The 23,138-nt window shown below is 53.3% G+C and carries 24 protein-coding genes; all 24 read left to right on the forward strand.

Annotated elements, in window-relative coordinates; all coding sequences use genetic code 11:
* The first annotated feature begins 303 nt into the window (after positions 1-303).
* The 24 genes from mdh to D3P08_RS19590 all read left to right on the forward strand — a co-directional run bounded on the left by mdh (position 304) and on the right by D3P08_RS19590 (position 23,138).
* Complete coding sequence (gene mdh, locus D3P08_RS19475; protein ID WP_119601658.1) at positions 304-1,251, forward strand: malate dehydrogenase; 948 nt, start codon at positions 304-306, stop codon at positions 1,249-1,251.
* A 91-nt stretch (positions 1,252-1,342) separates the two neighbouring features.
* Positions 1,343-3,505, forward strand: a complete 2,163-nt coding sequence (gene recQ, locus D3P08_RS19480) for a DNA helicase RecQ (protein WP_119601660.1) — start codon at positions 1,343-1,345, stop codon at positions 3,503-3,505.
* A 171-nt stretch (positions 3,506-3,676) separates the two neighbouring features.
* Positions 3,677-4,039 (forward strand): DUF3147 family protein, encoded by a 363-nt coding sequence (locus D3P08_RS19485; protein ID WP_119601662.1) that lies wholly within the window; start codon positions 3,677-3,679, stop codon positions 4,037-4,039.
* A 12-nt stretch (positions 4,040-4,051) separates the two neighbouring features.
* Complete coding sequence (locus tag D3P08_RS19490) at positions 4,052-4,423, forward strand: DUF3147 family protein (protein ID WP_119601664.1); 372 nt, start codon at positions 4,052-4,054, stop codon at positions 4,421-4,423.
* Positions 4,424-4,457: 34 nt separating this feature from the next.
* Complete coding sequence (locus tag D3P08_RS19495; RefSeq protein ID WP_119601666.1) at positions 4,458-5,036, forward strand: hemerythrin domain-containing protein; 579 nt, start codon at positions 4,458-4,460, stop codon at positions 5,034-5,036.
* A 188-nt stretch (positions 5,037-5,224) separates the two neighbouring features.
* Complete coding sequence (locus D3P08_RS19500) at positions 5,225-5,386, forward strand: cytochrome c oxidase subunit 2A (protein WP_206098983.1); 162 nt, start codon at positions 5,225-5,227, stop codon at positions 5,384-5,386.
* Positions 5,387-5,408: 22 nt separating this feature from the next.
* A complete protein-coding gene (locus D3P08_RS19505) occupies positions 5,409-5,894 on the forward strand; it encodes a cytochrome c oxidase subunit II (RefSeq protein ID WP_119601670.1) in 486 nt (161 codons plus the stop codon).
* A 26-nt stretch (positions 5,895-5,920) separates the two neighbouring features.
* Positions 5,921-7,573 (forward strand): b(o/a)3-type cytochrome-c oxidase subunit 1, encoded by a 1,653-nt coding sequence (locus D3P08_RS19510; RefSeq protein ID WP_420819049.1) that lies wholly within the window; start codon positions 5,921-5,923, stop codon positions 7,571-7,573.
* A 212-nt stretch (positions 7,574-7,785) separates the two neighbouring features.
* Positions 7,786-10,392 carry a bifunctional acetaldehyde-CoA/alcohol dehydrogenase gene (gene adhE, locus D3P08_RS19515; protein WP_119601674.1) on the forward strand — a complete coding sequence of 869 codons (2,607 nt, stop codon included), beginning with the start codon at positions 7,786-7,788 and terminating at the stop codon, positions 10,390-10,392.
* 86 nt (positions 10,393-10,478) lie between these two features.
* Positions 10,479-11,069, forward strand: coding sequence for a molybdenum cofactor guanylyltransferase (gene mobA / locus D3P08_RS19520; RefSeq protein ID WP_119601676.1), 591 nt, complete (start codon positions 10,479-10,481; stop codon positions 11,067-11,069).
* Between the two features lie 63 nt (positions 11,070-11,132).
* Complete coding sequence (gene pflB, locus D3P08_RS19525) at positions 11,133-13,403, forward strand: formate C-acetyltransferase (RefSeq protein WP_119601678.1); 2,271 nt, start codon at positions 11,133-11,135, stop codon at positions 13,401-13,403.
* 43 nt (positions 13,404-13,446) lie between these two features.
* Entirely contained in the window at positions 13,447-14,190 is a 744-nt protein-coding gene (gene pflA, locus D3P08_RS19530) for a pyruvate formate-lyase-activating protein (RefSeq protein ID WP_119601680.1), read from the forward strand.
* Positions 14,191-14,357: 167 nt separating this feature from the next.
* Positions 14,358-15,062 carry a Crp/Fnr family transcriptional regulator gene (locus D3P08_RS19535; RefSeq protein ID WP_240647672.1) on the forward strand — a complete coding sequence of 235 codons (705 nt, stop codon included), beginning with the start codon at positions 14,358-14,360 and terminating at the stop codon, positions 15,060-15,062.
* A gap of 145 nt (positions 15,063-15,207) precedes the next feature.
* Positions 15,208-15,978 carry a formate/nitrite transporter family protein gene (locus tag D3P08_RS19540; RefSeq protein WP_119601684.1) on the forward strand — a complete coding sequence of 257 codons (771 nt, stop codon included), beginning with the start codon at positions 15,208-15,210 and terminating at the stop codon, positions 15,976-15,978.
* A gap of 32 nt (positions 15,979-16,010) precedes the next feature.
* Positions 16,011-16,460, forward strand: a complete 450-nt coding sequence (locus tag D3P08_RS19545) for a hypothetical protein (RefSeq protein WP_147381826.1) — start codon at positions 16,011-16,013, stop codon at positions 16,458-16,460.
* A gap of 38 nt (positions 16,461-16,498) precedes the next feature.
* Positions 16,499-17,152, forward strand: a complete 654-nt coding sequence (locus D3P08_RS19550) for a response regulator (protein WP_119601915.1) — start codon at positions 16,499-16,501, stop codon at positions 17,150-17,152.
* A 61-nt stretch (positions 17,153-17,213) separates the two neighbouring features.
* Entirely contained in the window at positions 17,214-18,257 is a 1,044-nt protein-coding gene (locus D3P08_RS19555) for a sensor histidine kinase (protein ID WP_119601688.1), read from the forward strand.
* 83 nt (positions 18,258-18,340) lie between these two features.
* Positions 18,341-18,742, forward strand: coding sequence for a nucleoside-diphosphate kinase (ndk, locus tag D3P08_RS19560; RefSeq protein WP_119601690.1), 402 nt, complete (start codon positions 18,341-18,343; stop codon positions 18,740-18,742).
* A gap of 175 nt (positions 18,743-18,917) precedes the next feature.
* Entirely contained in the window at positions 18,918-19,469 is a 552-nt protein-coding gene (locus tag D3P08_RS19565; RefSeq protein WP_119601692.1) for a DoxX family membrane protein, read from the forward strand.
* A 30-nt stretch (positions 19,470-19,499) separates the two neighbouring features.
* Entirely contained in the window at positions 19,500-19,691 is a 192-nt protein-coding gene (locus D3P08_RS19570) for a hypothetical protein (protein WP_119601694.1), read from the forward strand.
* A 165-nt stretch (positions 19,692-19,856) separates the two neighbouring features.
* Positions 19,857-20,531 (forward strand): response regulator transcription factor, encoded by a 675-nt coding sequence (locus D3P08_RS19575; RefSeq protein ID WP_119601696.1) that lies wholly within the window; start codon positions 19,857-19,859, stop codon positions 20,529-20,531.
* Complete coding sequence (locus tag D3P08_RS19580) at positions 20,528-21,592, forward strand: HAMP domain-containing sensor histidine kinase (RefSeq protein WP_119601698.1); 1,065 nt, start codon at positions 20,528-20,530, stop codon at positions 21,590-21,592. Before D3P08_RS19575 ends, D3P08_RS19580 begins: the two co-directional genes overlap by 4 nt.
* A 122-nt stretch (positions 21,593-21,714) precedes the next feature.
* Positions 21,715-22,140, forward strand: coding sequence for a hypothetical protein (locus tag D3P08_RS19585; protein WP_119601700.1), 426 nt, complete (start codon positions 21,715-21,717; stop codon positions 22,138-22,140).
* Between the two features lie 41 nt (positions 22,141-22,181).
* Complete coding sequence (locus tag D3P08_RS19590; protein ID WP_119601702.1) at positions 22,182-23,138, forward strand: sugar kinase; 957 nt, start codon at positions 22,182-22,184, stop codon at positions 23,136-23,138.

The raw sequence follows: 23,138 nt of genomic DNA on the forward strand, positions 1-23,138 counted from the left end.
ACTACACACTAGAGTGCGTTGGCAGCGTCAGATGTGTATAGGAGACAGATGTGTATAAGAGACAGGGCTGCGCCCCTCTGGACACCTGCCGGAAGAACGCAGGAATGACAGAGGCGCGTTCATGATGTTGAGGAGGGCGGTTGCCCCTGAGGGGCAACTTGACCGAGTTACTGCGGGCAAGAAAACGAATGAGTGATACGAAACAAGCGTTTTGATCGTCTTAAATGTCTCTGAATGGGCAAAATGAGGAAAATAGGGCGTTGATTTGCGACTTATCGAACTTGTTTAAGGGAGGCAATCGGAATGGCTATTACTCGAAAGAAGATTACGGTTGTGGGGGCAGGATTTACAGGGGCGACGACGGCGCTTATGCTTGCGCAGAAGGAGCTTGGGGATGTGGTGCTGGTTGATATCGCGCCGCTTGAGAACCCGACAAAAGGCAAGGCGCTGGATATGCTGGAAGCGACTCCGGTGATGGGCGTCGACGTCAACATTGTCGGCACCTCGAACTATGAGGATACCCGAAATTCCGATGTGGTCATTATTACGGCGGGCGTTGCGCGCAAGCCTGGCATGAGCCGGGACGATCTGGTCAATACGAATGCCGGCATTGTAAAATCCGTCTGCGAAAACGTGAAGGCGACGAGTCCGAACGCTTATGTGATTATTTTGAGTAACCCGGTTGACGCAATGACCTATGTGGCGTATCAGACGCTAGGTTTCCCGAAAAACCGCGTGATCGGCCAATCCGGCGTGCTTGATACCGCCCGTTATTGCACATTTATCGCGCAGGAGCTGAACGTGTCGGTGGAAGACGTTCGCGGCTTTGTGCTCGGCGGACATGGCGACGATATGGTACCGCTCGTTCGTTACTCCAATGTGGCGGGCATTCCGATCGAGAAGCTGATTCCTGCTGACCGCATCGATGCGATTGTGCAGCGCGCCCGCGTCGGCGGCGGCGAAATCGTGAACCTGCTAGGCAACGGCAGCGCGTACTATGCGCCTGCGGCTTCCTTGGTTCAAATGACGGAAGCTGTACTGAAGGATAAAAAACGGATTATCCCGGTCATTGCGTACCTGGAGGGCGAATACGGCTACGACAGTCTGTTCATGGGTGTGCCTGCTATTCTCGGCGGCGACGGCATCGAGAAGGTTATCGAGCTTGAGCTGACGGCCGAGGAGAAAGCGGCGCTCGATAAGTCCGCTCAGTCTGTCCGCAACGTCATTCAAATTGTAACAGCGGGACAATAGCTATCGGCACAGCCGATGAAAGAGGACGGGAGGACCCTGACAGTACGCTGCCAGGGTTCTTTCTGTTTAGAGAAAGGAGGCGGATCAATCGATGGACAAGGCATTAAAATTGTTGAAAGACATCTATGGCTACGATTCGTTTCGAAAAGGACAAGAGGACATTATCGCCGGCATTGTAGCCGGCCATGATACGCTGGCGATTTTGCCGACGGGAGGCGGGAAATCGATTTGTTATCAGCTTCCCGCGCTGCTGCTTCCGGGAACGACGCTTGTGATTTCACCGCTTATTTCCTTGATGAAGGACCAGGTGGACAGTCTAAAACGGGTAGGCGTGCAAGCGGCATTCCTGAACAGCTCGCTTGGAGCGGCGGAATACCGCGAGGTACTCCGAAACGCGCTGCAGGGCGAATACAAGCTCCTGTATGTCGCTCCGGAGCGGCTCGACGCCCCCATGTTTCAAACGCTGTCGGAGCAGCTGCACATTCCTCTGATCGCCATAGATGAGGCGCATTGCGTATCGCAGTGGGGGCACGATTTTCGTCCAAGCTATAGGCAGCTGGCCGGGTGGATCGGCCGAATGCCGAACCGGCCGCTTGTGGCGGCCTTTACGGCGACGGCAACGGAAGAAGTAGCCGATGATATTGTGAAAATGCTGCAGCTAAAAGAGCCTCGCCGCTATGTCACGGGCTTCGCCCGGCCCAATCTTTCGTTATCCGTCGTCAGCGGGGTCGACAAGAAGCGGTTTCTCAAACAGCTGCTGAAGGAGCGAAACGATCAGTCGGGCATCGTATATGCCGCTACGAGGAAGGAAGTGGAGGATGTCTGCTCGATGCTTCAGCAGTTCGGAGTGGAGGCCGGCAAATACCACGGCGGCTTGTCCGATACGGAAAGAGCGGAGACGCAAGAGAAGTTCCGCTTCGATCAAATTCGCGTCATGGTCGCTACGAACGCCTTCGGAATGGGCATCGACAAACCGAATGTGCGGTTCGTTGTCCATTATCAAATGCCGGGCGACCTGGAGTCGTATTATCAGGAGGCCGGAAGAGCGGGGCGCGACGGCGAGGAGAGCGACTGCGTGCTCCTATTTGAACCGGCGGACATGCAGGTGCAGCGTTTCTTAATTGAGCAAGGGGCAGGCGATGCCGAACGGAAGTCCATCCAAATGTCGAAGCTGCATACGATGATGAACTACAGCCGGACACAGCGGTGCTTGCAGCAGTTTATCGTCGATTATTTCGGCGAAACCGGCGTTCAGCCTTGCGGCAAATGCAGCAGCTGCTTGGACAAAAGCGAAACCGTCGACCGGACCGAGGACGCGAAGATGGCGCTCTCCTGCGTCGGCCGGATGAAGGGACGCTTCGGCGTCACGATGGCGGCGAAGGTGCTGAAGGGCTCGCGCGATAAGCGCCTGCTGGAATTCGGACTCGACCGGCTGTCGACTTACGGGCTTATGCGCCATCTGCCGGAACGCGATATTGCGGACTGGTTATACTGGCTGGTAGCGGAAGGATATATGCGGCTTAGCGAGGGACAGTATCCGACGGTTTCGCTGACGGCGAACGCCCTTCCGGTGCTCGAAGGCAAAGCGTCCATCACGCAGCGCGTTAGAGCAACCGTTAGACAGACAAGCGAAGGGACGTCCTCCGGAGCATCCCCGCTCTTCGACGCTTTGAAGCAGTGGCGGCGCGAGGCGGCTTCCAAGGAAGGCGTACCGCCGTTTATGATCTTTTTTGACGCGACCTTGCGGGATATCGCGAACGCCAGACCTTCCAGCATCGATGAATTGCTTGAGGTAAAAGGCATAGGCACGGCGAAAGGCAACAAATACGGCCAGGATATTATTCGCATTATTTCCGATTATGCAGGGCAAGGGGACTCGGGCAGCCAGCCTCCCCGTTCGCCAATGCCTCCATTAAAATCGAAAGCGACAGCCCAAATAAGCAATAGCGGCGAGCAGGCCAGCCATCTCGTATCGCTCGAAATGTTCAATCAAGGAATGTCGCCAGCGGAAATTGCCGGGGAGCGCGGTTTCAGCCAAGTTACCGTGGAAGGCCATATTATTCGGGCGGCCGGGGAAGGGCAAGAGGTGGATTGGGACCGTATCATACCTCCGGGTCAGGAGTCACTGATTCTGGAAGCGATCCAGAAAGTTGGCGTTGAGAAGCTTAGACCGATCAAAGACGAGCTTCCGTCGGAAGTGACGTATTTCTCCATTCATGGCGTACTGTGCAAGCATGGAATGACAATTCGATAAAAAGACGTTCCACCGCCTGCCGGGCATCCCGGCAGGTTATCTTTTTTTTATGGCAAATGAGCGGGTTTGTGATCTTTTTTACAGTGGTTTGCACATGGGAGTGGTAAGCTGAAATCAACTTAAATCCATTTAAGTGAAAAAAATCACGTAGTAAGACGGAGGAGAACGTTTATGCTTGAAATATCGCTGACGGGATTATTGCTTCGTTTTCTATTTGGCGGTAGCGCGGTAGCTGCGGCTTCTCTCATCTCCAAACGGGTCGGCGGGCCGATCGGCGGCATATTTGCCGCATTTCCCGCCGTGTTCCTCGCAGCGCTGATGAACGTGAGGCTTGATCATACTGGGAACGAGCTCATTATGAAATCGATTGATTTGACACAAGGCGCAATGGCCGGGATGGCGATCAATGTCATATGCGCAGCAATGGTTGGCGTGTTAAGCGCCAAGAAAGGGTGGAAGAAGGGGTTAACCTTTTCGGTGCTGGGCTGGCTTATCGTGTCGGTTTTTGTATCTTATGTAATGTTTATGGTGTAGGGAGGTCTGATTATGAAAACGAAAGAGCTGCTGCTTCGTTTTTTGTTAGGCGGAGCATCTGTCTCGCTTAGTTATATAGCTTCCGTCTGGATACCTTGGAAAGCGCTCGGCGGGATGTTCGCCGCTTTCCCTGCCGTGATGATCGCAGCCGTCTTCATGGTTGGCGTTACGCAAGGCTCCGAGAAGGCGTCTGCAATCGCGAAAGGTTCCGTTTACGGTATGGCAGGCTGCGCGATATGCGTCCTCGCCGTATTGTTTATTTTGCAAGCGACGGGAGATTGGTGGTTGAGTTTAGGCATTGGCGTAATCGCTTGGTTCGTCAGCGCCGTTGCGATGTTGAAGCTGCGGGTGACAATCCAATCGAGAGTTAAAAATCGTACCTAATCGACGGATCATTCCATTTTGGAGGTGCTTAATCATGAAAGAAATGATGCAAAAACCAACATTGCTGGAGCCTTATCATTCGGCGCGTCCCAGCGTATATATGCAGTTTTTTATGCGGCTGCAGTCGGAGCATGAAGGCTTGAAACAAAAATGCGAAGAGTTGAGCGAGCTTAGCAGCAGAGCGGCTACCACATCCGGCTCCTTCGGCGCTCAGCATTCGCTTCACGAGCTGGTTGGTAAAGCAAAACATTTGCTGCGGGAGCTGGATTCTCATGTGAAATGGGAGGATGAAGAATTGTTCCCGTTGTTTTCGCGGTATTACAAGAGAAAGCTCGAGCCGACCATTCTGCCGTCCTTGTGGGTGCTTGAGAAGGATCACGAGCTTGCGCTGCAGTTTTTCGAATCCTTCTTACAAATGAGCAACGAGCTGCACGCGATGCTGCTGCTGGATACAAACCGCCAGGAAACGAAGTTTCGGGACAAAATGAAAGCATGCTGCGATTGTTTGACGCAAGGCTGTCTGATCTTAACGAGCCACTTCCAGATGGAGGAAGAGCTCATCTACCCGCTGGCGGATGAAATTTTGACAGATATGGACTACTTGTTTTCATAGGAAACAAATGAGAGGCCTGTTGTGCGATAGATCACAGCGGGCCTTTTGCTTCGCCTATACAATAAAACACGAGCAACCCGAAAGAATCCTCGCTGCCGTTAGCTTACGAAGCAGGTTTTGCTCCACAAAACCAAGCGAATGCTTACGAAGCAGGTTTTGCTCCACAAAACCTTTAAGGAGTGAAAAGTGTGAACTATCATAACAAAGATGAAGCCCCAAAAGACACCGACACCGTCACGCGTCAAGAGGAAACGTCCTTGAAGGGAACGTTCGTCAGCGTTATGCTGCTTGGCGCATTTATCCTCGTGACTTGGGCTCTAGTATTTGTTTTGTATATCGAGCGGCAATAGAACCGGAGGGAGAATTCAACCAATGCACATTCATCGATTAGAAAAAGTATGGCTGGCCATCGGCATTGCAATGCTGTTTGTCTTTTTAGGCGTTATCGGCATCTCCGCTTTTGCGCTCGGAACGCAGCCGCCAAGCGAACATCATCACATGATTGATCCGACTAAAGTGAAAGAAATCGCGCCGTTCGACCAGCCCGGCATTCACCAAGTGGGGCGGAAGGAATACGAGGCCGTTATTATATCCTTCGCTTTCGGCTATACGACAGGGCCGAAGGAGCAGCCTGTCATGAAGGTTCCGGCCGGTTCCACCGTCCATTTCACGGTAACCAGTACGGATGTTGTTCACGGCTTCGAAATTCCGGGTACGAACGTCAACATGATGCTTGTGCCGGGCGAAGTCAGCCAAGTGACCCATACGTTCAAGGAAAAAGGCGAGTATTTGATATTGTGCAACGAATATTGCGGTATTGCTCATGAAGCGATGATGACGAAGATTATCGTTGAATAACCTACATGAAAAGGAAGATGCTCACCATGAAACAAGGCTTTATTAGACAGCTCGACCCGAAAGACGGCGCGCTCGTTATGGCTCATATCCTGTTCGCCTTTTTCGCGCTGCTGCTCGGCGGGATCGCCGGCATGCTGCAAAGTGTCGTTCGCGGCGGGATGTATACGCTGCCTGGAGGCATCGGCTACTATCAGCTCTTAACAGCGCATGGCATACTGATGGCGATTGTGTTCACGACCTACTTTATTATCGGCTTCTTATATTCCGGCATTGCCCGCACGATGGGGGGAGCGCTGCTTCCGATGACGCGGCGTCTCGGCTGGGCGGGGTTTGCGCTGATGACGGGCGGAGGCCTGGTTGTTCTGGCTATGATTCTGCTTGATAAAGCAAGCGTGCTCTATACGTTTTACGCGCCGATGAAGGCGGCGCCGCAATTTTATTTTGGACTGGCATTTGTTGTCATCGGCAGTTGGCTGAGCGGCTTCGGTATCTTCTATCAATATAGAGATTGGAGAAAGACGCATCGCGGCAAGCTCTCTCCGCTGTTCGGGTTTATGGCCGTCGTCACGATGCTGCTGTGGCAAATAGCAACGATTGGCGTCGCGATTGAAGTTATCGTGCAGCTGATTCCTTGGTCCGTCGGCTGGACGGAGACGGTTAACGTCATGCTTAGCCGCACGCTATTCTGGTACTTCGGCCACCCGCTCGTTTATTTCTGGCTGCTTCCGACCTATATTTGCTGGTATGTGATCATTCCGGAAATAATCGGGGGGAAAATATACAGCGACGCGCTTGCGAGACTGTCCTTCATCCTGCTTCTGCTGTTCTCGATTCCCGTCGGCTTCCATCACCAATTGATGGAGCCGGGGGTAAGTCCTCTTTGGAAATATATCCAGGTCGTGCTTACGTTTATGGTTGTCATTCCATCGCTGATGACGGCCTTCTCCCTGTTCGCGACGTTTGAACAGAACGGACGCTTGAAGGGGGCGAAGGGATTGTTCGGCTGGCTGAAGGTGCTGCCGTGGAAGGATGTTCGTTTCTTTGCGCCGTTCATGGGGATGCTCGCCTTTATTCCGGCAGGCGCGGGCGGCATTGTTAACGCAAGCAACCAAATGAATGCAGTTGTCCATAACACCCTGTGGGTGACAGGCCATTTCCACCTTACGGTTGCGACGAGCGTTGCGCTGACGTTTTTCGGCATTACCTATTGGCTTATTCCGGTCATTACGGGAAGGGTGCTGACGAAGCGGGTGAATAAACTAGGCATCATTCAAACCGTGCTCTGGCTGGTCGGCATGCTGTTTATGTCCGGCTCGATGCATACGGTCGGTCTGCTTGGATCGCCGCGCCGCACAGCTTATACGACATACCAAGATCACACGGATGCCATTTTGTGGATGCCCTATCATGTCGCGATGGCAATCGGCGGTATTATTTTGTTCGTTGCGCTTGTCTTGATGATTATAAACGTGGTTGCGCTGCTTCGAGCGCCAAAAGGCGAAACTCTCTATCCGCTCGGGAAATCGAGCGCTCCGGAGGAAGCGACGCCGCGTTTCCTGGAGCGGTGGGGCGTATGGATTTCGCTTGTCGTCTTGCTCATCTTGTTTGCGTATACGATCCCGGTAATGGATATGCTCGGTCCTGATACGTACGGGGCGCCAGGCTACAAAACATGGTAGTCCTTTTCGAGCCTCCATTATGAGGCGCTATTCTCCGGCCAAACGTTCCATAGGACTTGTGCGGTTGCTTTTAGCCGTTTTAGCCATTGTAGCAGCGGAGAAATAAAGTGTTCGCATGTGAGAAATGTCATCGATTGCTAATTTGTATTCCCGTATGATGAGGTCAACAGGGAGATCAGCTTCTAAATCCGTCTCCTAAGGAGGAGAAAACGATGGCTGTAAAAGAGAACAAATTAGCAGCAGAACAGTCCGCTCAAACCGAAGTGAATTTGTTAGTCGCCCGTGCCAGGGCAGCTCAGGAAGCGTTCCTGATGATGAATCAGGAGCAGATTGACCGTATTGTGCAGGCGATGGCCCTAGCCGGACTGGATAAGCATATGCTGCTTGCCAAGATGGCGGTCGATGAGACAGGACGCGGCGTTTACGAAGACAAGATCACCAAGAACATTTTTGCGACGGAGTATATTTACCACAGCATTAAGCATGACAAAACGGTCGGCATCATCGAAGAAAACGCGTTTGAAAATTATAAGCTGGTCGCAGAGCCCGTCGGCATTATCGCCGGGGTAACGCCGGTGACGAATCCGACCTCCACAACCATGTTCAAGGCATTGATTGCAGCAAAAACGCGTAACCCCATCATTTTCGCATTCCATCCTTCCGCGCAAAGAAGCAGCGCGGCTGCGGCGCGGACGCTGCTTGAAGCGGCTGTCGCAAGCGGAGCGCCCGAGCATTGCATGCAGTGGGTGGAGACGCCGTCTCTGGAGGCAACGCAGCTGCTGATGAATCACCCGGACGTGGCTCTCGTGCTGGCTACAGGCGGCTCGGCCATGGTGAAGTCGGCTTATAGCACCGGCAAGCCGGCGCTCGGCGTAGGTCCAGGCAATGTGCCTTGCTTCATCGAGCAATCCGCCGATCTTAAACAAGCGGTAACGGATCTGATCCTGTCCAAGACGTTCGATAACGGCATGATTTGCGCATCCGAGCAGGCAGTTATTATCGAAGAAGCGGTTTATGATCAAGTCCGCAAGCTGATGAAGGATAACGGCTGCTACTTCCTGAACAAAACGGAAACCGAAGCGGTATCGAAGCTGGTTATTAACAGCGAGAAATGCGCCGTAAACGCTGTAATCGTCGGGCAGCCTGCTGTGAAAATCGCCGAAATGGCGGGCATCCAGGTGCCGCAGGATACGAAAATGATTGTGGCGGAGCTGGGTGGCGTCGGACCAGCGTTCCCGCTGTCGGCCGAGAAGCTGAGTCCCGTACTCGCATGCTATAAAGTGAAGACGGCGGAGCAAGGCATTGAGCGTGCGGCGGAGGTCGTCGCTTTTGGGGGCATGGGTCATTCTTCGGTCATTCATTCGAACAATGATGCCGTCATCCGCCAATTCGCGAACCGTCTGCAGACAGGGCGGGTTATCGTCAATTCGCCGTCTACGCACGGCGCGATCGGCGACCTGTACAATACGAATCTGCCGTCGCTGACGCTTGGCTGCGGCTCTTACGGGCATAACTCGACAACGTCGAACGTAACGGCAGTCAACTTGCTGAATATAAAGCGGGTCGCTTATCGGACCGTCAATATGCAGTGGTTCAAAATGCCGCCGAAGGTGTATTTCGAAAAAGGCTCCACGCAATATCTGGAGAAAATGCCGGACATCTCCCGCGTGCTGATTGTGACCGACGAAATGATGGTGAAGCTGGGGTATGTCGCGAAGCTGGAATATTATTTGCGGAAACGCGAATTGCCGGTCGCCATTGAAGTATTCTCTGATGTCGAGCCGGACCCTTCGGTTGAGACGGTTGAACGCGGCACGAAGCTGATGAACCGTTTCCAGCCGGACTGCATCATCGCCCTTGGCGGGGGATCGCCGATGGACGCTGCGAAGGCGATGTGGCTGTTCTATGAATACCCGGACACCAGCTTCCATTCGCTGAAGCAGAAGTTTCTCGATATCCGCAAACGTGTCTATAAATATCCGAGGCTCGGCGAAAAAGCGAAGTTTGTAGCGATCCCGACGACATCGGGAACTGGCTCGGAAGTCACTTCATTCGCGGTTATTACAGATAAGAAGGATGGACATACGAAATACCCGCTGGCGGATTACGAGCTGACGCCGGACGTCGCAATCATCGATCCGGAGTTTGTCTACAGTTTGCCGAAGACGGCCGTCGCGGACACAGGGATGGACGTGCTCACTCACGCCATTGAGGCGTACGTATCGGTGATGGCGAGCGATTATACGGATGGCCTTGCGCTTCATGCGATCCGTCTTGTGTTCCAAAACCTAGAAAAGTCGTACCATACGGCGGACCCTGTTGCCAGAGAGAAGATGCACAACGCTTCGACCATAGCGGGCATGGCTTTCGCGAATGCTTTTCTTGGCATTAACCATAGTTTGGCGCACAAGTGGGGCGGCGAATATCATACGGCCCACGGCAGAACCAATGCGGTCTTAATGCCGCATGTGATTCGTTACAACGCGCAGAAGCCGACGAAATTCGCTTCGTTCCCGAAATATACCCACTTTGTTGCAGATGTGCGTTATGCGGAAATCGCCCGCATGCTGGGACTGCCTGCGCGCACCGCAGAAGAAGGCGTGAACAGCCTGATAGAGGCTGTCCGCAAGCTGAACGCATCGCTCGGAATTCCAGAGAAGTTCCAGGAGCTTGGGGTTGATCCAGGCGATTTCGAAGCGAAGGTCGATTATTTAGCCGACCGGGCCTTCGAGGATCAATGCACGACTGCGAATCCGCGCATGCCGCTTGTGACGGAGCTTGCGGAAGTCTATCGCAATGCGTATTACGGCAAATTTTAACACGGAAGCTGCTAGAAATCTGCCGTTCAACCGATCGGCAGATTTTCTTTTTCTTCATTCAAGTCAATTGGAAAGGAGTGTTCCGTATGTTGTCCGGCGTTATATTGGCAGGAGGCGCTCACCGCGGCATGAAGGGCGACAACCGGGCTTTTCTCGTTGTGGACGGGCAGACCTTGATCGAGAGACAAATTCGAGAAATGAAAACCTGCTGCAGCGAAATTACGATTGTGACGAATGAGCCGCAGCTATTTCTCAAAACCGTTGACAGGGATATTCGCATCATCACTGATTATTATGCGGGCAAAGGATTGCTGAGCGGCATGCATGCAGGACTTGCTTTGGCAAAAAATCGCCATGTGTGGCTGCTAGGCTGCCATTTGCCGAGCCCCTCTGCTCAAGCGGCGAAGCTTCAGCTATCGTATATGCAGGAAGGTACGGATGCGGTTCTCCCTTTCATAAAGGAGACGGTCTATCCTCTTCATGGCATTTACGACCGATCCAATGCGGAGCGAATCGGCAGGCTGCTGGACGGCGGGATTACCGACGTCTCGTTATTTTTACGGCAGATTAACCGCACTCAGCTTGCCGAGTCGCATTTTGAGGAGCAAGGGATTAACCGGGAATTCGTCCGCTCGATCCATACTCAGGGAGACTTTCGAAACTCGGCGACACTGTGATGAAAGTCATAGCCGTAATTTTGTGAAAAAAGTAACATGGGAGTATAAACGGAGGTGTTCATGATGGCAATGACAGAAAAAGAAAGAGCCGACCTGACGAGCGTCCTCGATGCTTGGCGCGGGTTCGCGGACGGAAAATGGAAAAAAACGATTGACGTCAATTCCTTTATCGAACGCAACATTACGCCTTATGAAGGAGACGATCGTTTCTTGGCCGGGCCAACGGACGATACGGCATTGCTGTGGAAGCGCGTCAGCCAGCTGCTGAAAGAAGAGCGCGAAAGAGGCGGGGTACACGATATTGACGTGAATACGGTTTCGACGATTACCTCGCATGCTCCTGGCTATATTGATCAAGCCAAAGAAAAAATTGTTGGCCTTCAAACAGACGCCCCGCTCAAACGTTCCGTTCAGCCGTTCGGCGGCATACGAATGGCGGTGGATGCTTGTGAGGCTTATGGATATAAGCTTTCCCCGGAAATCGAAGGACTATTTAAGGAAATTCGCAAGACGCATAACCAAGGCGTATTCGATGCCTATACAACGGATATGCGCGCCGCTCGAAGAGCGGGTATCATTACCGGTCTTCCGGACGCGTACGGACGCGGACGGATTATCGGCGACTATCGCAGAGTCGCGCTGTACGGGGTAGACCGGCTGATCGCCGGCAAGAAGGCGGAGCTGCTCCAGCTCGAGGTCGATGCGATGAGCGAGGAAGTCATTCGGCTGCGCGAGGAGCTGTCCGAGCAAATTCGCAGCTTAAGCGAACTGAAGCAAATGGCGGCATCTTACGGCTTCGATATTTCCGCTCCGGCCCGCACGGCTGCCGAGGCGGTGCAATGGCTGTATTTTGCCTACCTTGCCGCTATTAAAGAACAAAACGGAGCGGCAATGAGCTTAGGGCGCGTCTCCAGCTTCCTCGATATTTATATCGAACGCGATCTGAAGGAAGGAAAGCTGACGGAAATGGAAGCGCAGGAGCTGATCGACCATTTTGTCATGAAGCTGCGCATTGTGAAATTCCTTCGCACGCCGGACTACAACGAGCTGTTCAGCGGCGACCCGACATGGGTGACGGAATCGATCGGCGGCATGGGGCTTAACGGCAAGACGCGAGTGACGAAAAACTCGTTCCGCTTCCTTCACACCCTGTACAATCTCGGTCCTGCGCCGGAGCCAAATCTGACGGTGCTGTGGTCGAAGCAGCTGCCTGAAAATTTCAAGACGTTCTGCGCGCGCGTATCGGCTGAAACCAGCTCGATCCAGTACGAAAATGACGATCTTATGCGGCCTTACTTCGGCGACGATTACGGCATCGCTTGCTGCGTATCCGCTATGCGGATCGGGAAGCAGATGCAATTCTTCGGCGCGCGCGCGAATTTGGCTAAAGCGCTGCTGTACGCCATTAACGGCGGTGTGGATGAGAAGCTAGGGGTTCAGGTCGGACCTGCCATCGCGCCGATCACATCGGATGTGCTCGATTACGAAGAAGTGCAAGCGAAGTTCGAAATCGTGCAGGATTGGCTGGCTAAGCTGTATATGAACACGCTGAATGTGATTCATTACATGCATGATAAATACTGCTACGAACGGATCGAGATGGCGCTTCATGACCGGGATATTCTCAGAACGATGGCTTGCGGCATCGCCGGCTTATCGGTCGTAGCGGACAGCTTAAGCGCCATCCGTTACGCGAAGGTTCGTCCGATCCGCGACGAGAGGGGCATTGCCGTTGATTTCGAAATCGAAGGCGATTATCCGCAATACGGCAATAACGATGACCGCGTAGACCAAATGGCCGTTCAGCTGGTCGACGGCTTTATGAGCCGTCTGCGCAAGCATAAGGCATACAGGGGCGCGACTCCGACGTTGTCGGTGCTGACAATTACCTCGAACGTCGTCTACGGCAAGAAGACGGGCAGCACGCCTGACGGCCGCAAGGCAGGGGAGCCATTCGCGCCAGGCGCGAATCCGATGCATGGCCGCGACCGCAAAGGCGCGCTCGCGTCGCTTGCGTCGGTCGCCAAAATTCCGTACGAGAACAGCCTGGACGGCGTTTCGAATACGTTCTCGATTATTCCAAAAGCGCTCGGCAAAGAAGACGGCGCGCGTTTCAGCAATCTTGCCGCATTGCTTGACGGATATACGGCAAGCGGCGGTCATCATCTGAACGTGAACGTCTTTAACCGCGAACAGCTGCTCGCGGCGATGGAGCATCCGGAGGACTATCCGCAGCTGACGATCCGCGTGTCGGGTTACGCCGTCAACTTTATTAAATTGACCCGGGAGCAGCAGCTGGACGTCATCAACCGCACGTTCCACGGTGAAATGTAACGACAACGAGATCTTCGCAAGCTTAGAGAGGAGCGTGGCCCGCATGAAAGGCCGAATTCACTCGATTGACACCTTCGGTACGGTGGACGGACCGGGCATCCGCTTCGTCCTGTTCATGCAGGGCTGCGCGCTGCAATGCCAGTTTTGCCATAATCCGGATACCTGGGATACGACCGCTGGCCGGCAAGTTACGGTGGATGAAATCTTAAAGGAGATAGAGCCGTATTTGCCCTATTACCAGGGTTCGGGAGGCGGCATTACGGTGACGGGCGGGGAGCCTACGCTTCAGGCTCCTTTTGTCGCCCAGCTGTTTAAAGCCTGCAAGGAGAAATTCGGGCTGCATACCGCGCTGGACAGCTCCGGCTTCTGCGATCCGACTCATATCGGCGAGCTGATGGATGATACGGATCTTGTGCTGCTTGATTTAAAGCAGCTGAATAAGGAGAGGCACGTAAAGCTGACGTCCCGGCCCAATGACCGGATTCTCCACTTTGCGAAATGGCTTTCGGAACGCGGGAAGCCTGCATGGATCCGGCATGTGCTCATCCCTGGCGTAACGGATCATGCGGAGGACTTGGCGTTATTAGGCGATTTTATCGGCAGGCTCAGTCATGTGACCAAGTTTGAATTGCTGCCGTATCATCGGATGGGCGTCTATAAGTGGCAGCAGCTTGGCAAGGCCTATCCGCTTGATGGTGTCGAGACGCCTACGGAGAAGGAGATTGAACGCGCCAAGAGCTTGATCGAGGCAGCGCGGTTAAGGGCGGAACCTGCCAAATGCGAATGACCCTGAGCCTACTCTCAGGGTATTTTCTTTCGGCAAGTGATTTACCTCACAGGAAATAGGGGGATTCCACCCGCAATAAATCCGTGCAGTCCCCGATGTTCCGATTCTGTCTGCCGGGTTATGATGAAGACAGAAGAAAGCTCGGAAGGGGATTACGAGAAATGGGAATGACACCTAACCAAATGGACGGAATTGTACCGGTATTGTCGCAGGATAGCTTTGAGAAGCTTGAAAGCATTATGTATAGGAAGCATGTCGAGAGAGGCAACTGCCTTTTCTGGGAAGGCGATGCGGCGGATAAAATGTTCTTTATTTTCGAAGGCCGGGTAAGAACGACGAAAACATCCGACAGCGGCCGTACGTTAACGCTTTATCTGCACCAGAAAGGCGATTTGATCGGACAAATGGATCCGTTCCAAGAATCGCAGCACAGCTTCACGGCGGAAGTAACCGAAGACGCGAAGGTCGGCGTCATCCAACGCAAAGACCTTGAGGTGCTGCTGTGGCAGCATAGCGACCTGGCGCTGGAATTTATGAAATGGATGGGACTCATGCACCGTCTGACGCAGACCAAATTCCGCGATTTGATGATGTTCGGAAAAACCGGAGCGCTTTGTTCGCTGCTCATTCGTCTTAGCAACTCGTACGGTAAAGAAAAGGATGGGGGCATCTATATCAGCCTGAAAATAAACAATACGGAAATGGCGGATATGATCGGCGCAACGCGCGAGAGCGTAAACCGGATGCTGAGCGACCTGAAGAAGGAAGACGTTATTGCTTACAAGGACGGACATTTTATCATTCATAACCTTCGTTATCTTCAGGACGTGTGCCATTGCGAGAATTGCCCTAAAGAAGTATGCCGCATGTAACCAACGGGATCCCCCGACCGCATCTTTGCGGTCGGGGATTGCTGCTATAGACCTGATTGATCCGGTTGATAACCAAATGATGATATAAGTCACTGCCCCGAGCCCAAACGGAAGGTATACTTCTGTACATAGGAGGGGAGTTCGTATGAGCTACACCAATCCATCGGAAATTACGCAAATGGCCGTTATGGCCGGGGTAAGGAAGGCAACGCAGCCGGTACGCAAACAAGTTTTGCTTGGCTTCGCCGCAGGAGCGTTTATCGCATTGGGCTTCATGCTGGCGATCAAGGTGAGCGCCGGCGTTCCCGCAGCTTGGGGCGGAATGAACAATTTCATCGGAGCCTTGGTGTTCCCGCTTGGTCTTATTCTATGCCTGGCGGCTGGGGGAGAACTGCTAACCGGCAACATGATGGCGGTTCCGATCGCTTGGTATGCCGGGAAAATAAACCTCCGTCAATGGAGCGTGAATTGGGCGGTTATTACGATCGGCAACATGGCGGGGGCGATATTCGTCGCTTATGTTTTCGGTCATTTAGCCGGTATAACGGAGCACGGCGAAGAGCTGGCTAGAACGGTTGCGCTTGCTTCGGCCAAGCTGGATGAACCGTTTCACGCCGCTTTTATATCCGGGATCGGCTGTAATTGGCTGGTCTCCCTTGCGGTATGGATGTCATATGGCGCTAAGGACGGGACGGGGTTTGCGATGTCGGTCTGGTTCCCGACAATGGCTTTTGTAGCGCTTGGCTTTCAGCATGTCGTAGCGAATATGTTCCTTGTGCCCGCCGCTATATTCGCAGGAGAGGCGAGTTGGTCAGCTTTTTTGGGAAATTTCGTGCCAGTCTTTTTAGGTAACGCTGTGGGGGGCGGCTTGTTCGTAGGGGGACTGTACGCTGCCGTATATCTTAAACATCAATAATGTACTGGAACGGGTAGAGAGGAGGAACGGCATTGATAGCCTCACGCAGGAAGGATCAAATGACGCAGATGCTCGAGCATCTTGGACGACTGAGCGCGAGCGATTTTGCCGCGCTGGCAATGCGCGCATCCGTATACAGCAAGCTGAAGTGGGACGTCATGGTCGGCAGCCGCAGTGAACGAATCGGCCAGATGATGCTGAAGCCCGGTATAGGGCTTGGAGGGATGGCGATCCGCCATGGCATCCCCTATCGCGCGAATCGGTTGGAGAATCCCGCTATGCTGACGGAATGTCCTGTCATGCTTGCCGAAAAGCTTGTATCCGGCGTCGCAATCCCGCTTGCCCTCGTGACGGCTGGCGGCATGGGCGGCGTTCTGCTGCTGGGCAGAAGAGAGGGAATGCCGTACGCCAACGAGGAGATGGGGATGATCGAGTCGTTTATTCCTCATTTTGTTGAAATCATGAATGCTGAGGCGTTATGATGTGGGAAACGTTTGTCGGAAATGAACGGAGGGTTACGATGATCAAGCTAATTATCGTGGATGATCATGCGATGGTCCGGTCCGGGCTGCGAATGCTGCTCAGCAGCAAAGAAGATATTGAAGTTGCGGCCGAAGCATCCGAAGGGGATGAAGGCATTCAAGCCGCGCTGGAGTATCGTCCGGATGTCGTGCTCATGGATTTAAGCATGCCGCACGGAAAAGACGGGCTTACAGCCGCATCGGAGCTCAAGCAGCAGCTTCCCGATGTGGCCATTCTTATTTTGACGATGCATGACGATGACGAATATTTATTCCGCGCCATTCATGCCGGCGCTTCCGGTTACGTGCTCAAGAACGCGCCGCATGAGGAGCTGCTTACCGCAATACGCTCGGTCGCAAAGGGCGACGCTTATTTGTACCCGACGGCAACGAAGCGGCTCATGAATGAATACGTGGACCGGTTAAGCCGGGGTGAAAGCACCGACCAGTACGATACGCTGTCGGAGCGGGAGAAGGAAGTGCTGGAGCTTGCGGCAAAGGGTTACTCGAACAAAGAAATAGCCGAGCAGCTGATCATCAGCGTGAAGACGGTCGAAACGCATAAAAGCAATGTGATGGAGAAGCTGGGCTTGAAATCAAGACCGGAGCTGATCAAATTCGCGATGAAGAAAGGGCTGCTGCAATTTGAATAACCTACCTCGTTCTTCGGACAAGGAAGTGATCGCCGCACATGTTGAGGCGCTATTGGCCCAAATGGATAAGCATGTGGAAGACGAACGGTTTAAGCATGACTTAAGAACATCGTTAAAGCAGCTGGCGGATGTTAAGTTTGCGCTCGACGAATCCTCGATCGTCGCGATGACCGATAGCAAGGGCAAAATCCAATATGTAAACGATAAGTTTTGCGAAATATCGAAGTACGATCGGGATGAGCTGATCGGCAAGGATCATCGGATCATCAATTCCGGGCATCATCCAAAGGCTTTTATGAAAGAGCTGTGGACCACCATCTCTTCAGGCAAAGTATGGAGAGGCGAATTGAAAAACAGGGCGAAGGACGGCACCTACTATTGGGTGAATACGACCATCGTGCCTTTTGTCGGGGAGGACGGCAAGCCGTATCAATACCTTGCCATTCGCAACGAGGTAACCTGGCTGAAGAAGGTGGAGGAAGAGCTGCAAGAAACGCTCGTCAAAGTGATGACGATCCAAGAGGATGAGCGGAGGAAGTTTTCAAGGGAGCTGCATGACGGCATCGGGCAAAGCCTCTTCTCCTTGCTCATTCAGCTCGACCGCGTCATTTCGGCGCCAAGCCCGGAGCGTGAGGAGCTTCAATTTATTCGCGACAATGTGTCCGGCATTATCGAAGAAGTCCGCGGACTCGCTTGGGAGCTGCGGCCTTCCGTCCTGGACGATATGGGCATCGTGCCGGCCATTCGGTCGTATATTGACAATTACTCCTCCCATTACGGGATTAAAGTCAAATTCGAGTGCCGTCTCGGAAGACGGCTGGATATTCAAGCGGAAACGGTCATCTACCGCGTCATTCAAGAAGCGCTTACGAACATTGCGAAATACGCGGATGTGGCCGAAGCCAAGGTAGCCATACAAGAAGACGAGACGGAGGTGCTTGTGCAAATCGCCGACCAGGGGGCAGGCTTCGATCCGCAGGTAAGCGCCAAAGGCGTTGGAAGGTTCAGCATGGCGGAGAGGGCGCGTATCGCCGGCGGGAGCTTGGACGTGAAATCCGCTCCTGGGGAAGGCACAACGGTCACGCTAGTTATTCCTAAGAAATAAAAAGATTGTCCAATTGTGATGTTTGTCACTTCATTCCTCCTTCTTGGCTAGTAAAATGGGAATCAAGAAGGAGGTTGAAGACCATGAGCGAAAAAGCTTTTGTCATGATCAAACCGGACGGCGTAGAGCGAGGCTTGGTCGGCGATATTCTATCTCGATTCGAGAAAAAGGGGCTGCGCCTTATAAAGGCGGAGCTGAAACGGATATCAAAAGAGACGGCTGAAGAGCATTACGGCCATCTGAAGGCAAAGCCATTCTTCGGCGAGCTTGTCGATTACATCACTTCAGGACCGGTGTTCGCCATGATCGTGGAAGGCGAAGCGGCCGTCCGGAACGCAAGAAGCTTGATCGGACCAACGAATCCCGCTGAAGCGGCCCCGGGTACGATACGCGGCGATTATGGAACGGGCGTGGAACGCAACGTCATTCATGGCTCCGATTCACCGGAAAATGCGTCGCAAGAGATCGAAAGATTTTTCAATTAATAAATAGCAACTGTGATTTACCTCACAGAAAAGCATCGGAAAAAAGGTTATCATAAAGATGTAGAAGGAAAGCAAGCAAGGGAATATAAAAAAAGCACGATTAACCTCCAGTGCAGGCGTTCCTCCTACAAATGTTTGTGAAATAATTCACATTAATAAACTGAGGAGTGAAAAAATCATGATGAAATTTCTTCGTGAAAATGTGTATGCGGCCGGTTTGCTGGTAATCATTAGATGGGTTGTCGGGCTTGCGTGGATTGAAGCGGGATTCCACAAGTTGAAGGACGGATTCGATGCCGCGGGATTCCTCAAAGGCGCAATCGCCAATCCGGTCTTGGATAAAGCGACAGGCGAGATGGTTTATCCGAACTTCGTGAACTTCATCGAGCATTTCGCTCTGCCGAATGTGAAGCTAATCAACTTTTTAATTCCAGTAGGCGAGCTGCTAGTAGGGATCGGGCTTCTTGTCGGCGGTCTAACGGCAATCGCGGCGTTCTTCGGGCTTCTGATGAACTTCATGTTCCTCTACGCGGGCACCGTAAGCACAAACCCGTGGCTGGTCATGCTGGGCGGCATCGTCATGATGGCAGGCGCTAACGCGGGCAAATTCGGTCTCGACTACTACCTGCTGCCGCTGCTCCGCAAAACCTTCGCTCGCATACGCAAAGGCGGGACCGAGAAAAAAGGCGGCACTCAAGCACCTAATCTGCCAAAGGCGGCACACTAACAAAGCGCGCTTATAAAGGAGAAATAGGCGATGAATGCAAAGCTAAAAGAGATGGATCTTACGACCTTCATGCTGCATTACTGCTACACCTGCAAGGATGCGCATCAATGCGATACCGAGCGCAAATGCATGGATTGCTTCGAAGCGAAGAGGGCGGAGCTGGAGAAGAAGCAGGCGGCAGACCCGACAACGAAACAGCTCTTAACCTACTACGCTCTGTAATATAAGCAAGCCTTAGGCCTTCCCGCCGCGAAGTTGCGGCGGGAAGGCTTTTTATGCTGCTTCTCGTTCTAACCGCGCGTTGTTTACATCCCGTTTAAATTGGCGGAGTACACTGTTATTATGGAAGCAGCGCCTCGGTCTGACGGAGGATAGGAGGAATATTAGATGGGCTATGTGTTGGTCGCGGACGATGATCCTCATATCCGCGAGCTGGTCAAAGTGGTTTTAACAAAGGAAGGTTATCTTGTCCAAGAAGCGGCGGACGGACGAGAGGCGATAGCGGCAATGGAAACGGCGCCTGCGGATATGGTCATTATAGACCTCATGATGCCGAACATGGACGGCTTTGAGCTGTGCCGCCGGCTTCGAGAAGACTACGAGATTCCTATTCTGATGCTGACCGCAAAAGGGGAGCTTCACGATAAAGTAAGAGGCTTCCATCTGGGCACGGATGATTATGTCGTAAAGCCGTTTGATCCGCCGGAGCTTGTCGTACGGGTGAAGGCGCTTATGAAAAGGTACCGGATCGCCGCTTCCCAGCAGACCTCCGCCGGCGGGATTACGCTGGACCGTTCCACCTACCGGATGACGGTGAATGACGAGCCGGTGTCGCTGCCACCCAAGGAATTCGAGCTGCTTTTTATGCTCATGAGCAATCGGGGGCGCACGCTCGCCCGCGGATTTTTGATCGAAGCGGTATGGGGCTATGATTTCGAGGGCAACGAGCGTACGCTGGATGTTCACGTCAACCGGCTGCGGGAACGATTTGCAGGCTGGGGCGTTGCCGTGAAAATCGCCACGATTCGGGGGCTTGGCTATCGGATGGAGGCGTCGGAATGAAACGGCAGCTGAGCATTGGAGAACTGATATGGCATGGCTTTCTGACGTTTACGGCCTTAATCCTAGCTTGCGGAGGCGCTTTTACCGGGGCGTATTTTCTGACGCGGTGGTATTACGAAAGCCATCCTGTTCCTTGGAGCGACTACGTGGTTCAGCTTGTCAACTGCGGTGTCGCCCTGCTGCTTATTATCCTGCTTATCCTTCTTGTGAACCTTTTCTCGCGTCCGAAGCAGCGGGTGTTCTGGAACGAGATGATGGATGCTTTTCGCCGGATAGCCAAAGGCGATTTCAGCGTTGTGATTGATCAAGAAGGCAAATACCACGGGCATATCGGGGAGTTTGTCGATTCCATCAACGAAATGACGCAGGAGCTCAAGCAGGTGGAGCGGCTGCGCCAGCAGTTCATTTCGGATGTTTCGCACGAGATCCAATCGCCGTTGACGTCGATTCGCGGGTTCGCAAGCACGCTGCAGCGTGAAGATTTAACGCGCGAGGAGCAGAGAAGATATCTTGCCATCATCGAGAAAGAAACGGTCCGTCTCTCGCGGCTCAGCGATAATCTGCTGAAGCTTGCCTCCCTGGACTCGGAAGACCAGGAATGGCCGATGGCAAGCTACCGGCTGGACACGCAAATCGAGCATATAATATTGGCATGCGAGCCGCAGTGGCTGCAGAAAAGCTTAGATATTGAGCTTGACGCGGTGCCCTGCGAGATTAACGCCAATGAAGAGCTGATGAGCCAGGTTTGGCAAAACTTGATCCATAACGCGATTAAATTTACGCCGGACGGCGGTAGCATAAGGGTCTTCCTTCGCCCAACGGATGAAGGGGTGCTGCTTGCGGAAATTTCCGATACGGGGATCGGCATTCAGCCAGAGGATCAAAAGCGGATATTTGAACGATTTTATAAAGGCGACAAGCAGCGGACGCGCACAACGGAAGGCAACGGGCTGGGATTATCGATCGTGCAAAAAATTGTTCGGCTGCATAAAGGAACGATCCGGGTGCAAAGCATCTTAGGCGTCGGCACAACCTTCGAGGTGCGTCTGCCGAAACCGTAAATAAGCCTCCCCAACCGCCGGCTGACGCGGAGGGAGGTTTGTTGCTTTTTTGTTCATTTGAAAAAGCTTTAGATTCTGATAAACTACTGATTATAGGAAATATGATACAGGAGGAAACGATAATGACCGATGCTATGTTTTTATTGCACGTGCTTGGAGCTGTAGGAATGGGGTTTTATATCGTATTGCCGATTATGCTGGGAGGGGCTTCCAAAACGGACGGATCGGGTCAAGCCGGTCTTGCGAAAGGTCTGTTGTCCGCGAATCGCATCGCGCAGTACTTTCTTATCGTACAGCTGCTTACCGGCGGTTACTTGATGTCCCAGGGCGACTATGCCGTCGTCTGGATGATCATCGTGACGCTGCTGTTCTTGGCTATCGCGGCGTTAGGCGGCATCGTGACGAAGCCGCTGAAGCAAGTGGTGTCGGCGATCCAATCCGGCCAAAGCGCGACTGCATCCATCAATAAAGCGAAAGTAATGAGCCTTATCATTCTTGTGCTATACGTCGCGATTATTTATTTCATGGTTAGTCCGATTTATGCGTAGTGCAAGTGACGATATCCGATAACCAGTAGGGGGATTATGCTGTGCGTGAAGTGTCACCTCATATCATAACGTTCGGAGAATCTATGGCGCTGTTTATGCCGGAGGGGCATAAGTCGATCGAACGCGCGGCGACTTTGGAGCAAAGCTTCGGCGGCGCAGAAAGCAATGTGGCCATCGGCCTTGCCCGTCTCGGCTCATCGGTCGGCTGGTTCGGGGCGCTTGGCGACGATCCGTTCGGCAAATTGATTTTAAAAACGCTGCGGGGAGAAGGCGTGGACATCTCCCGCGCGAAGCTAAGCGGAGAGGCGCCGACGGGCATGATGTTCCGCGAGCATGTCGCGGGCCGGCTTGCCGTTCATTACTTCCGCAAAGGCTCCGCCGCAAGCCGTATGAAGCCTGAAGATCTGGATGAAGACTATATTCGGGGGGCGAAGCTGCTCCACGTAACCGGCATCACATGCGCGATTAGCGAGGAAGGGCGCCGAACGGTGCGCCGCGCGGTAGATGTGGCGAAGGAAGCGGGCGTGCTCGTCAGCTTTGATCCGAATTTGCGGCTCAAGCTGTGGTCGATCGAGGAAGCGCGCGCGACGCTTTTGCCTTTGGCGGCGGATGCGGATTATTTCCTCCCTGGATGGGACGAGCTGAAGCTGCTCTACGATACGGATGATTACGCCGCCGTTAAGGAGCGCTTGAGGGAGCTTAAAGCTGTCAGCATCATTAAGGGAATGGGCGATGCAACGGTTGTGCTGGAGAAGGAGTCGGAGACGGCTGTCCCATTTTATCCTGCGGATCAGGTGGTAGACACCGTAGGGGCCGGCGACGGCTTCTGCGCCGGATTTCTGGCTGGCGTCATGAAAGGCATGTCTCCGGTTGAGGCTGTGCGTCTCGCGAGCATTAACGGCTCCCTGGTTGTACAAATGCGCGGCGACTGGGAAGCGCTCCCAGAGTGGGAAGCCGTGGAGCAGCGCATGTCGGCTAAAGCGTGGGTGGAGCGTTGA

Source organism: Paenibacillus nanensis (assembly GCF_003583765.1).
GTDB classification, from domain to species: Bacteria; Bacillota; Bacilli; order Paenibacillales; family Paenibacillaceae; genus Pristimantibacillus; species Pristimantibacillus nanensis.

Excerpts from the sequence above, each read along its gene's own strand:
- mdh (WP_119601658.1), top strand. The coding sequence starts at position 304 with ATGGCTATTACTCGAAAGAAGATTACGGTTGTGGGGGCAGGATTTACA.
- recQ (WP_119601660.1), top strand. The coding sequence starts at position 1,343 with ATGGACAAGGCATTAAAATTGTTGAAAGACATCTATGGCTACGATTCG.
- D3P08_RS19485 (WP_119601662.1), top strand. The coding sequence starts at position 3,677 with ATGCTTGAAATATCGCTGACGGGATTATTGCTTCGTTTTCTATTTGGC.
- D3P08_RS19490 (WP_119601664.1), top strand. The coding sequence starts at position 4,052 with ATGAAAACGAAAGAGCTGCTGCTTCGTTTTTTGTTAGGCGGAGCATCT.
- D3P08_RS19495 (WP_119601666.1), top strand. The coding sequence starts at position 4,458 with ATGAAAGAAATGATGCAAAAACCAACATTGCTGGAGCCTTATCATTCG.
- D3P08_RS19505 (WP_119601670.1), top strand. The coding sequence starts at position 5,409 with ATGCACATTCATCGATTAGAAAAAGTATGGCTGGCCATCGGCATTGCA.
- D3P08_RS19510 (WP_420819049.1), top strand. The coding sequence starts at position 5,921 with ATGAAACAAGGCTTTATTAGACAGCTCGACCCGAAAGACGGCGCGCTC.
- adhE (WP_119601674.1), top strand. The coding sequence starts at position 7,786 with ATGGCTGTAAAAGAGAACAAATTAGCAGCAGAACAGTCCGCTCAAACC.
- mobA (WP_119601676.1), top strand. The coding sequence starts at position 10,479 with ATGTTGTCCGGCGTTATATTGGCAGGAGGCGCTCACCGCGGCATGAAG.
- pflB (WP_119601678.1), top strand. The coding sequence starts at position 11,133 with ATGGCAATGACAGAAAAAGAAAGAGCCGACCTGACGAGCGTCCTCGAT.
- pflA (WP_119601680.1), top strand. The coding sequence starts at position 13,447 with ATGAAAGGCCGAATTCACTCGATTGACACCTTCGGTACGGTGGACGGA.
- D3P08_RS19535 (WP_240647672.1), top strand. The coding sequence starts at position 14,358 with ATGACACCTAACCAAATGGACGGAATTGTACCGGTATTGTCGCAGGAT.
- D3P08_RS19540 (WP_119601684.1), top strand. The coding sequence starts at position 15,208 with ATGAGCTACACCAATCCATCGGAAATTACGCAAATGGCCGTTATGGCC.
- D3P08_RS19550 (WP_119601915.1), top strand. The coding sequence starts at position 16,499 with ATGATCAAGCTAATTATCGTGGATGATCATGCGATGGTCCGGTCCGGG.
- D3P08_RS19555 (WP_119601688.1), top strand. The coding sequence starts at position 17,214 with ATGGATAAGCATGTGGAAGACGAACGGTTTAAGCATGACTTAAGAACA.
- ndk (WP_119601690.1), top strand. The coding sequence starts at position 18,341 with ATGAGCGAAAAAGCTTTTGTCATGATCAAACCGGACGGCGTAGAGCGA.
- D3P08_RS19570 (WP_119601694.1), top strand. The coding sequence starts at position 19,500 with ATGAATGCAAAGCTAAAAGAGATGGATCTTACGACCTTCATGCTGCAT.
- D3P08_RS19575 (WP_119601696.1), top strand. The coding sequence starts at position 19,857 with ATGGGCTATGTGTTGGTCGCGGACGATGATCCTCATATCCGCGAGCTG.
- D3P08_RS19580 (WP_119601698.1), top strand. The coding sequence starts at position 20,528 with ATGAAACGGCAGCTGAGCATTGGAGAACTGATATGGCATGGCTTTCTG.
- D3P08_RS19585 (WP_119601700.1), top strand. The coding sequence starts at position 21,715 with ATGACCGATGCTATGTTTTTATTGCACGTGCTTGGAGCTGTAGGAATG.